Consider the following 9618-nt stretch of genomic DNA (forward strand, 5'->3'; position numbering starts at 1 on the left):
CATAAATGGAGTTCGAAAGTATATTCTGAATATGAATTTTATGCTACAAATTATAAAAATGATTCCTTTTTAAAAGATGAGAATAATGTTCTTTTTGAAAGTGCTTATTATAACCAATGGTTAATTCGACCAGAGGTTAGAACGACACTTTCATTAAAAAATGATAAACTAACAGGTGGGGTTGGGGTAAGTTATGAGACTTTAGACAGAACTTATTTTGAGAAACAAGTAAACTTTAATTCACAATATGTTTATCTGCAATATGATTACAACCCAACGGAAAAATGGAATATTCTTGCTGGATTTAGATACGATAATCATAGTGTGTATGCTTCGCAATTTAGTCCAAAATTAGCGGTCAATTTTAAGGTTAGCGAAAATTTCTCTTTAAAGTCTTCGGTAGGTTATGGATATAAAGCGCCAGATTTCCGTCAGTTGTATTTTGACTTTACAAATCCATCGGTTGGGTATACCGTTTTGGGATACAATGTTGCCGAAGATCGTTTAAATCAATTAGACGAACAGGGACAGCTTTTATCTAGAGTAGATGGAGTAAATTTTAGTGAACCATTAAAGCCAGAAAGCTCAATAAATGTGAATCTCGGAACTTTTTACAAGAAAAATAAATTAAGATTAGACGTAAATGCTTTTTATAATTCAATAGAAAATTTAATTGATACCCGTGTTGTAGCTCAAAAAACGAATGGACAGAATGTCTTCAGTTATTTTAACATTAGTAAAATTTTTACTTACGGTTTAGAATTTAATTCAACTTACGATTTCACAAAAGAATTATCGGTATCATTTGGATATCAGTTTTTAACAGCAAAAGACAAATCTGTTCTAGATAATTTCGAAAATTATCAATACGTACGTAACTCAGATTTACAAACCATTCAAATTAAAAAATCTGATTATTTTGGATTGTTTAACAGATCAAAACATACGGCCAATGTTAAGTTAGCCTACACTATACCTAAAATAAAAACAGATATCAATTTGCGTGTTTTCTATAGAAGCAAATACGGAATGTTCGATACCAATGGTAACCAGATTCTAGACAAATATGACACATTTGTCGATGGCTACTTCTTAACAAACTTATCTATATCAAAATATATCGGAGATAAATTTATGCTTCAGGCAGGAGCAAATAATTTATTTGATTTTACAGATCCATCTCAAATTAGCAATCTAGCAGGTAGACAGCTTTTTGCACGAATTCAATATAATTTTTAATCAACATTTATTTAACACCTTTCACAAAATGAAAACAAAAATTTTAAAACTTTCGCTTTTAGTATTATTTATTTCTACAGCATCTTGCAGTAGCGATGACAACAAAAATGAAGTAACACCAGTGGTAACAACAAAAGTTTCTAATGTTTATGCTCCGCAAACAGGAGGACAAGGACAACCAGTTGGTGGTGAATTTACAAAATTCAGTTTTTCTCAAAATAAAATTGTAACTGACGATAGTTGGGATATCGCTTTCCGCGGTACATCAGTTATTGTTAATGGAGGAGCAAAAATTAGCGCTACTGATACAGGAGAGCCAGAAAGAAAAGGACAAGGAGCAGTAAGTGTTGTTTCAGGTATTTTTGCAAACGTAACAGCTTTTCCAGCAGCATCGACTTTTGCTCAGGATGCTAGCGGTGCTTCTGCATTCCCTTCTTCAGGAGATAATGCTTGGTACGATTATAATGGAGCAACTCATATTATTTCTGCAAAAGCAGGAAGAGTATTTGTTATCAAAACTCATGATGGAAAATATGCAAAAGTAGAATTCTTAAGCTATTACAAAGATGCACCTGCAACACCAGACCCAAATACTGCTGTAGCAAGATATTATACTTTTAATTTTGCATACCAAGCTAATAGCACTACTACATTTTAAATAAAGAGTTAATCTCGAATATTTTTATTTTATACTGGTATTTTTAAATAAAAACATCAAAAATCTAGTTAATCATTAGCTTTGTTTTTTTTATTTTTTTTTTGATTCAAGAGGTTAGAAATTCTAACCTCTTTTTTTTGTTCTACTTTCTTGTTAAAATTAAATAGAAACAAAATGTTATTCTATCTTTGCACAAATTTTTTCTGCAATAAGTTAACAATTATTTAATTGGTTTAATTTTTGAAAGCAGTTCTTCATATTTTATAATTATTAGGTGAATACAAAATCTTATTTTTTTCAGTCTTTTGCAATCGTAGCTTTAGCGCTAGTTGCTTTTATTGGGTTTAAACAAATCCTTCCAGACAAAATATTTTCTGAGAGTAAGTTAGATTCTAAAAATATATTAATCGACAGTTTGCTTTTAGAATCTGTTGCCGAAGATTCCTTATCGTTAGACAAAGACAGTATTGCGAAAAGTGAGGAAGCATTAAACGGACAGAAAATTGTTTTTGATCAAACAGAAGGAATCGAATTTCCTGCAGAAACATTTGAAAACTACAAAGGTTATCAATATCTAATTTCTTTTTATGAGAAATTGTATCAGTTAGAAAAAAATCCGCAGAACAAAGTGAGAATCGCTTATTATGGAGATTCTATGACCGATGGAGATTTAATCGTTCAGGACGTTCGTACCAATTATCAGGAACGTTTTGGCGGTAATGGTGTTGGTTTTGTTTCTATTACTTCAGAATCTGCTGCGTCTAGAGGTTCTGTAAAATCAACGTATTCTAAAAACTGGAAAACGCAATCTTACTTAAATGTGAAAAGACCGACGTGTCCTTTTGGAGTTAACGGACATGTATTCTTCGCAAATGATAAATCCAATTCAACTTGGGTTCAGTATGAAGCTGGATTGAATAAATATTCTACTTCTTTAGATAATGCAACCTTATTTTACGGCCGTTCGTCTAAAACTGGAAAAGTTAATTTCATTATCGGAAAAGATACAATCAAGAAAAGCCTTTCTCCAAATGGTTTGGTTAATACGCTTAAAGTTTCATCAGGAAGTTTAAAATCGTTTAAAGCAAATTTCGTTCAAGCAGATTCTATTCCAATTTACGGATTTAATTTTGATAACGGCGCAGGAGTTCACGTAGATAATTTCTCGCAGAGAGGAAATTCTGGACTACCGATTTCGATGTTTAATGCAGACGTAATGAGAGCATTTAATAATAGTTTGAAATACGATTTGATTATTTTGCACTACGGAACCAACGTTTTAAATTACGGAACTAAAAATTATTCTTGGTATGAAAAAGGAATGACAAAAACCGTAAATAAAATTAAAGAATCTTTTCCAGGTGTTTCAATTTTAATTGTTTCTACTGCAGATAAATCAACTAAATATGATTTAGAAATGAAAACCGATTCTGCTGTAGTTCCGTTAATGAAAGCGCAAAAACATTACGCGCTTGAAGCACAGGCAGGTTTTGTGAATTTATATACTCTAATGGGAGGAGACGGTTCTATGATTAAATGGGTTGATGAGACTCCGGCAAAAGCAAATAAAGATTATACCCATTTTAACCAACGTGGAGCAAAAGCAATTGGAAATTTGCTATACGGGCAATTAAATAAAGGATACGAAGAATATAAAGTGCTCAGAGAAAAAAGAGATGCTGAGGGAACTAAGCCAAAACCAGTAAGAAAAGCCAGACCAGATTCCGTTTCAGTAACAAAAGACAGTGTATGATAAACAAACTTATTCTTTCTTTTTGTTGTCTTTTTTTTGCAACAAATGAAAAAACTTCAAAAACACCCGTACATCCAACACCAAAAAGTATGATTCAAAAAGCAGATACAGCAGCAATTGGTGCTCCTTCTGAGGGTCAAATTTACAATGCAAAAGCATTAAATGATTTTTTTCAGAAACTGGAAAAAAACGAAGATAAGAAGAATCAAAAAATCAATATTGTACATATTGGCGATTCGCATATTCAAGGTGATTTGATGACCAATGAAATTAGAAAAAAACTGCAACAGAAGTTTGGTAATGGAGGGCGAGGTTTAGTGTTTCCATATCAATTGGCTAAAACAAATGGTTCTTATAACGAACGTTTTAGATCAAACAGAACTTGGGAAAGTTATAGAAATATTCATCCTGTTAAGAATTGTCCGATTGGGTTAAGCGGAATAGGACTTTGGAGAGATTCTGGTGGATTCGTAATAGAAATGAATGTAAAAGATCTAGCTTACAAATTCAATACGATAAAAATTATTACGCCTCAGAATCAAGATATGTTCGATTTGGCGATTTCATCTAAGATCAATTCTATTCAGACCACAGAGCCCAAAATAATTACACACAAAATTAAAAAAGGCGAAGTACTTGGTTCAATTGCAGATAAGTATAATGTTTCGATTATAGAAATTAAAAGAGAGAATCATTTAAAGTCTAATAATATTCGAGCAGGAAGAATTCTGAAAATTCCCACAAAGGAAACGAAACCAAAGACAATCTCAATGTCAGAATTTGTTCCTTTAGCAATAAAAACAGATTCGTATTCGCATTATTATAATTCAGAAAATGCTTTGAGTCGAATTTTCTTAATTCCGAACAAAGAAGCAAAAGATTATGAATTAAACGGAATTGTTTTAGAAAAAGATACTCCAGGATTAATCTATAGTAGTATTGGAGTAAATGGCGCTAAATATTCAGATTACAATAAATATCCGTTATTCTTTGAGCAATTAAAATCATTGCAAGCAGATTTACTGGTTTTTTCGTTAGGAACAAATGAAAGTTACGATCATTTAGATGTAGAAAAATATATTCGTGAGCTAAAAGAATTTATCAGCAATATAAGAGCACAAAAAATAGATGCGCCAATAATTGTAATGACACCGCCGCCATCTTTGCTAAGAAGAAAACCAAATACTTATATTGATGATTATGCGAGACAAATTATTGATATAGCTCAGAAAGAAGGTTTTGCCGTTTGGGATCTGTACGATGAGTTTGGCGGAATGAGCGGAATAAGACAATTAAAAATACAAGGATTAATTGGTCCAGATTGGGTTCATTACTCAAAAAAAGGATACGAGAAACAAGGTGATTTGTTTACTCAGGCATTTTTAAAATCATACGATAATTTTAAATTAAAGAATTAAATTGACAACAATAGATAGCATTAATAATTGGTTTATTCAAAACTTTGGTGCAATTACGATAGAACAAGTTAAGAGTTGGTTCGTTTACGATCCAGACGAAAAACTTTTATTCAATACTGGTTTATTCTTAGGTTTATTTCTGGTTTTCTATTTTGTGTATGGTTTTTTACGCAAAACATTTTATTTGAGATTAACGTATGTTATTCTCTTCTCACTTTTCTTTTACTATAAATCAAGTGGAATTTACTTTCTACTGTTATTGCTTTCATCTGTTGTAGATTATGGTTTAAGCCAGATTATTTATAGAGAAAGCAGAGATGGCGTTAAGAAGTTATATTTGGTTATAAGTGTTATTTTGAACTTAGCACTTTTAGGCTATTTTAAATACATGAACTTCTTGATTGTGACTTACAATGATATGTTTCATGGTAACTTTGCACTTCATAATGTTTTTCTTCCGGTTGGAATTTCGTTCTATACTTTCCAATCGATGAGTTATATTATTGAGATTTACAGAGAAGAAATTAAACCGACAAAAAATTATATCGAATATTTATTTTTCGTTTCTTTTTTCCCGCAGTTAGTTGCTGGACCAATTGTGCGTGCAAAAGATTTCTTGCCTCAGATTTATCAAAAATTAAACTTGACGAAGCAAGATGTAAATAATGCTTTGTTTTTAATTATCGGAGGTTTAATTAAGAAGACAGTAATCTCAAATTATATATCGGTAAACTTCGTAGACCGTGTTTTTGATACGCCGATGAGTTATACTTCGTTTGAAAACCTAATGGCTTCGTACGGATATGCAATCCAGATTTACTGTGATTTTTCTGGATATTCAGATATGGCAATTGGTATTGCATTATTGCTTGGATTTAAATTGCCGGTTAACTTTAGAACACCATACAAATCGACTTCTATTACCGATTTTTGGAGAAGATGGCATATTTCGCTTTCAACTTGGTTAAAAGACTTTTTATATATTTCAATTGGAGGAAACAGAGAAGGTTCTTTCGCAGGATATTTATTTCCGAGTTTATTCTTCTTCGGATTATTGCTTTGGGGAATGTCTTGTTACAACGAAAGTGTAATTCCACTAATAATTGCAGGAATCAGTATTTTGATTTTTGCTTTGTCATTTCTGCTTTCAAGTAAAATAAAACAGACATTGGTAACCAATTTCAATCTGTTTACTACAATGCTTTTAGGCGGTTTGTGGCACGGAGCAGGAGCACAGTTTATTGTTTGGGGAGCGCTTCACGGATTAGCTTTGGCTGTTCATAAAATATTTATGGAATTCTTTCCTTCGAAGAAAGATAAAAGTCCGAATTTCTTATGGAGATTTTTCTCAATCGTGATCACATTTCACTTTGTGGTTTTCTGTTGGATTTTCTTCCGTGCAAGAGATTTCGAAACTGCTTTGCAAGTAATTAATAATATTGGCCAATTAACATTCGAACCAGAACTTTGGAAAACAATTGTATTAGGTTACAAAAATGTTTTCGGATTAATGTTGTTCGGTTACGTTTGGCATTTCTTACCAGAATCATTCACAAACGGAATGAAATCTGTTTTCGACAAAACGCCTTTACTTATTAAAGCAATAATCTTAGGATTTGTTTATTGGATCGTTTACGCAACAGCGGTAGCAGGTTCGCAACCATTTATATACTTCCAGTTTTAATTCTGGAGGTTCAAAGGTTCATAGTAACAAAGGCACAAAGATTTTATTCTTTGTGTCTTTTTTCTTTTGCCACAGATTAGAAGGATTAAAATGATTTTTTTCTCTCGCAGATATAGGAGATTTTTATTCTCAATCAAAAAATAATCTGTTCGATCTGCGAGAGAAAAATATTAGTTTAAATAATTCGAGAAATTAGCGTAATTCGTGGCAAAAAAACTTTGCGCCTTTGTGCCTTCGTGGCAAAAAATTGCGTACAAATAAAAATTGCCTGAAATATCTAATTAGATTATCTTTGCACTTCAAATAAAGAAAATGATATGTTTGATAATTTAAGTGATAAGTTAGATAAAGCGTTCCATATATTAAAAGGACACGGTAAAATTACAGAAGTAAACGTTGCAGATACTTTAAAAGAAGTTCGTCGTGCGTTACTTGATGCCGATGTTAACTTTAAAATTGCTAAAGATTTTACGGCAAGAGTAAAAGATAAAGCAATTGGTCAGGATGTATTAACAACATTACAGCCAGGACAATTGTTGGTTAAGTTAGTAAAAGACGAACTTACCGAATTAATGGGTGGAGATGTTGCTGGCGTTAACCTTTCAGGGAATCCAACAGTGATTTTGATGTCAGGTTTGCAAGGTTCTGGTAAAACTACTTTCTCTGGAAAATTAGCAAACTACTTAAAAACAAAGAAAAATAAAAAACCACTTCTTGTAGCGTGTGATATCTACCGTCCGGCGGCGATTAATCAGCTTCATGTTGTGGGAGACCAAATAGGTGTTGAGGTTTACTCAGAACCAGAAAATAAAAATCCTGTAGAGATTGCTCAAAACGCAATTAAACATGCCAAATCAAACGGATTCAATGTTGTTATCGTCGATACAGCAGGACGTTTGGCAGTAGATCAGGAAATGATGGACGAAATTGCACGTGTACACAAAGCAATTCAGCCACAAGAAACATTGTTCGTTGTAGACTCTATGACAGGACAAGATGCTGTAAATACAGCAAAAGCTTTCAACGATATCTTAAACTTTGATGGAGTTATCTTAACGAAATTAGATGGTGATACTCGTGGTGGAGCTGCACTTTCAATCAAATCGATTGTAAACAAACCGATCAAATTTGTTGGTACTGGAGAAAAAATGGAAGCAATTGATGTTTTCTATCCAGAACGTATGGCAGAGCGTATCTTAGGGATGGGAGACGTTGTGTCTCTTGTTGAAAGAGCTCAGGAACAATTTGATGAAGAAGAAGCAAGAAAACTTCAAAAGAAAATCGCTAAAAACGAATTCGGTTTTGACGACTTCTTAACGCAGATTCAGCAAGTAAAGAAAATGGGTAACATGAAAGACTTAGTCGGAATGATACCAGGTGCTTCAAAAGCAATGAAAGATGTTGAAATCGAGGACGACGCTTTCAAACATATCGAAGCGATCATTTATTCGATGACTCCAGGAGAAAGAAGCAAACCAGCCATTATCGATGTAAAAAGAAAAGCTAGAATTGCAAAAGGTTCGGGAACAAAAATCGAGCAAGTAAATCAGCTGATGAAGCAGTTTGACCAAATGAGCAAGATGATGAAGATGATGCAAGGCCCAGGCGGAAAGAATCTGATGAAAATGATGGGTGGTATGAAAGGAATGCCGGGTGGTATGCCAGGCGGAATGCCAAAATAATAAAAAGAGTTTCAAGTTTAAGGTTTCAATTTAGAAACCAAAACTTGAAACTTTTTCACTTAATATATTAAGAGTTTCGTTTTAACATGAAACCTGGAGCTTGAAACAAAAATTAAAACCTGAAACAACACACAATGCAGCTACTAGACGGTAAAAAAACATCTAATGACATTAAAAACGAAATTGCAGTCGAAGTTCAATCTATAAAAGCAGCCGGAGGAAAAGTGCCTCATTTAGCAGCTGTTTTGGTTGGAAATAACGGAGCAAGTTTAACTTACGTAGGAAGTAAAGTAAAATCATGTCAAGAAATTGGTTTCGATTCAACTTTAGTTGCTTTACCAGAAACGATTACAGAAGACGAGCTTTTAGCAAAAATTAAAGAATTGAACGAAGATGATAATCTAGATGGATACATCGTTCAATTGCCTTTGCCAAAACACATCGACGAGCAAAAAATTTTATTAGCAATCGATCCTGACAAAGATGTAGATGGATTTCATCCCACTAACTTTGGTAGAATGGCTCTTGAAATGGAAAGTTTTATTCCAGCAACACCATTCGGAATTATGGAATTGTTAGAACGTTACAAAGTAGAAACCGCAGGAAAACATACAGTTGTAATAGGAAGAAGCCATATCGTAGGACGTCCGATGAGTATTTTAATGAGCCGAAAAGGAAATCCTGGAGACTCAACCGTTACACTTACTCACAGCCGAACTAAAGATTTAGCAGAATTCACTAAAAATGCCGATATTATTATTACAGCTTTAGGAGTTCCAGAATTCTTAAAAGCAGATATGGTAAAAGAAGGAGTAACAGTTATCGACGTTGGAATTACACGCGTAGAAGATGCATCAAATGCAAAAGGATATGTTATTAAAGGTGACGTTGATTTTGATGGTGTAAGCAAAAAAGCATCATTTATTACGCCAGTTCCAGGTGGAGTAGGACCAATGACAATTGCAATGTTGCTTAAAAATACACTTCTGGCAAGAAAAATGAGAAACGCAAGAAATAAATAATATTGTGTCAAAATAAAAATAAAAAGCCTGTTCATTAAAAGAATAGGCTTTTTTGTTTTTATCATTTGGGCGTGACCGTATTTTGTAAATGGCGCACCAATCTTTACGCATATGCGCGCCATTCGCAAAATACGGTCGGGCTATCCGCGCTACTTCGGTAGC

7 protein-coding genes are annotated in these 9618 nt (G+C 33.2%); all 7 read left to right on the plus strand.

From position 1 onward, the window contains the following. Positions 1–1239 (plus strand): TonB-dependent receptor plug domain-containing protein (locus B3J44_RS03645; RefSeq protein WP_286965845.1); only part of this gene is annotated, 1239 nt, incomplete at its 5' end. Positions 1240–1267: 28 nt separating this feature from the next. Then, positions 1268–1897: an HmuY family protein gene (locus B3J44_RS03650; RefSeq protein ID WP_286965846.1), complete on the plus strand. Its 630-nt coding sequence runs from the start codon at positions 1268–1270 to the stop codon at positions 1895–1897. Positions 1898–2171: 274 nt separating this feature from the next. Further along, positions 2172–3650 carry an SGNH/GDSL hydrolase family protein gene (locus B3J44_RS03655; protein ID WP_286965848.1) on the plus strand — a complete coding sequence of 493 codons (1479 nt, stop codon included), beginning with the start codon at positions 2172–2174 and terminating at the stop codon, positions 3648–3650. Next, the gene (locus tag B3J44_RS03660; RefSeq protein ID WP_286965849.1) at positions 3647–5068 is read left to right on the plus strand and encodes a GDSL-type esterase/lipase family protein; all 1422 of its coding nucleotides are present in this window, start codon (positions 3647–3649) and stop codon (positions 5066–5068) included. Before B3J44_RS03655 ends, B3J44_RS03660 begins: the two co-directional genes overlap by 4 nt. Before the next feature lies 1 nt (position 5069). After that, positions 5070–6752, plus strand: a complete 1683-nt coding sequence (locus tag B3J44_RS03665) for an MBOAT family O-acyltransferase (RefSeq protein WP_198858412.1) — start codon at positions 5070–5072, stop codon at positions 6750–6752. Between the two features lie 317 nt (positions 6753–7069). Next, positions 7070–8434, plus strand: a complete 1365-nt coding sequence (ffh, locus tag B3J44_RS03670) for a signal recognition particle protein (RefSeq protein WP_198858411.1) — start codon at positions 7070–7072, stop codon at positions 8432–8434. Between the two features lie 134 nt (positions 8435–8568). Further along, complete coding sequence (locus B3J44_RS03675) at positions 8569–9456, plus strand: bifunctional 5,10-methylenetetrahydrofolate dehydrogenase/5,10-methenyltetrahydrofolate cyclohydrolase (protein WP_286965851.1); 888 nt, start codon at positions 8569–8571, stop codon at positions 9454–9456. Positions 9457–9618: the final 162 nt, after the last annotated feature.

Source organism: Flavobacterium sp. UBA4854, assembly GCF_002399805.1.
Lineage (GTDB): Bacteria > Bacteroidota > Bacteroidia > Flavobacteriales > Flavobacteriaceae > Flavobacterium > Flavobacterium ginsengisoli.

Excerpts from the sequence above, each read along its gene's own strand:
- B3J44_RS03650 (WP_286965846.1), top strand. The coding sequence starts at position 1,268 with ATGAAAACAAAAATTTTAAAACTTTCGCTTTTAGTATTATTTATTTCT.
- B3J44_RS03660 (WP_286965849.1), top strand. The coding sequence starts at position 3,647 with ATGATAAACAAACTTATTCTTTCTTTTTGTTGTCTTTTTTTTGCAACA.
- B3J44_RS03675 (WP_286965851.1), top strand. The coding sequence starts at position 8,569 with ATGCAGCTACTAGACGGTAAAAAAACATCTAATGACATTAAAAACGAA.
- ffh (WP_198858411.1), top strand. The coding sequence starts at position 7,070 with ATGTTTGATAATTTAAGTGATAAGTTAGATAAAGCGTTCCATATATTA.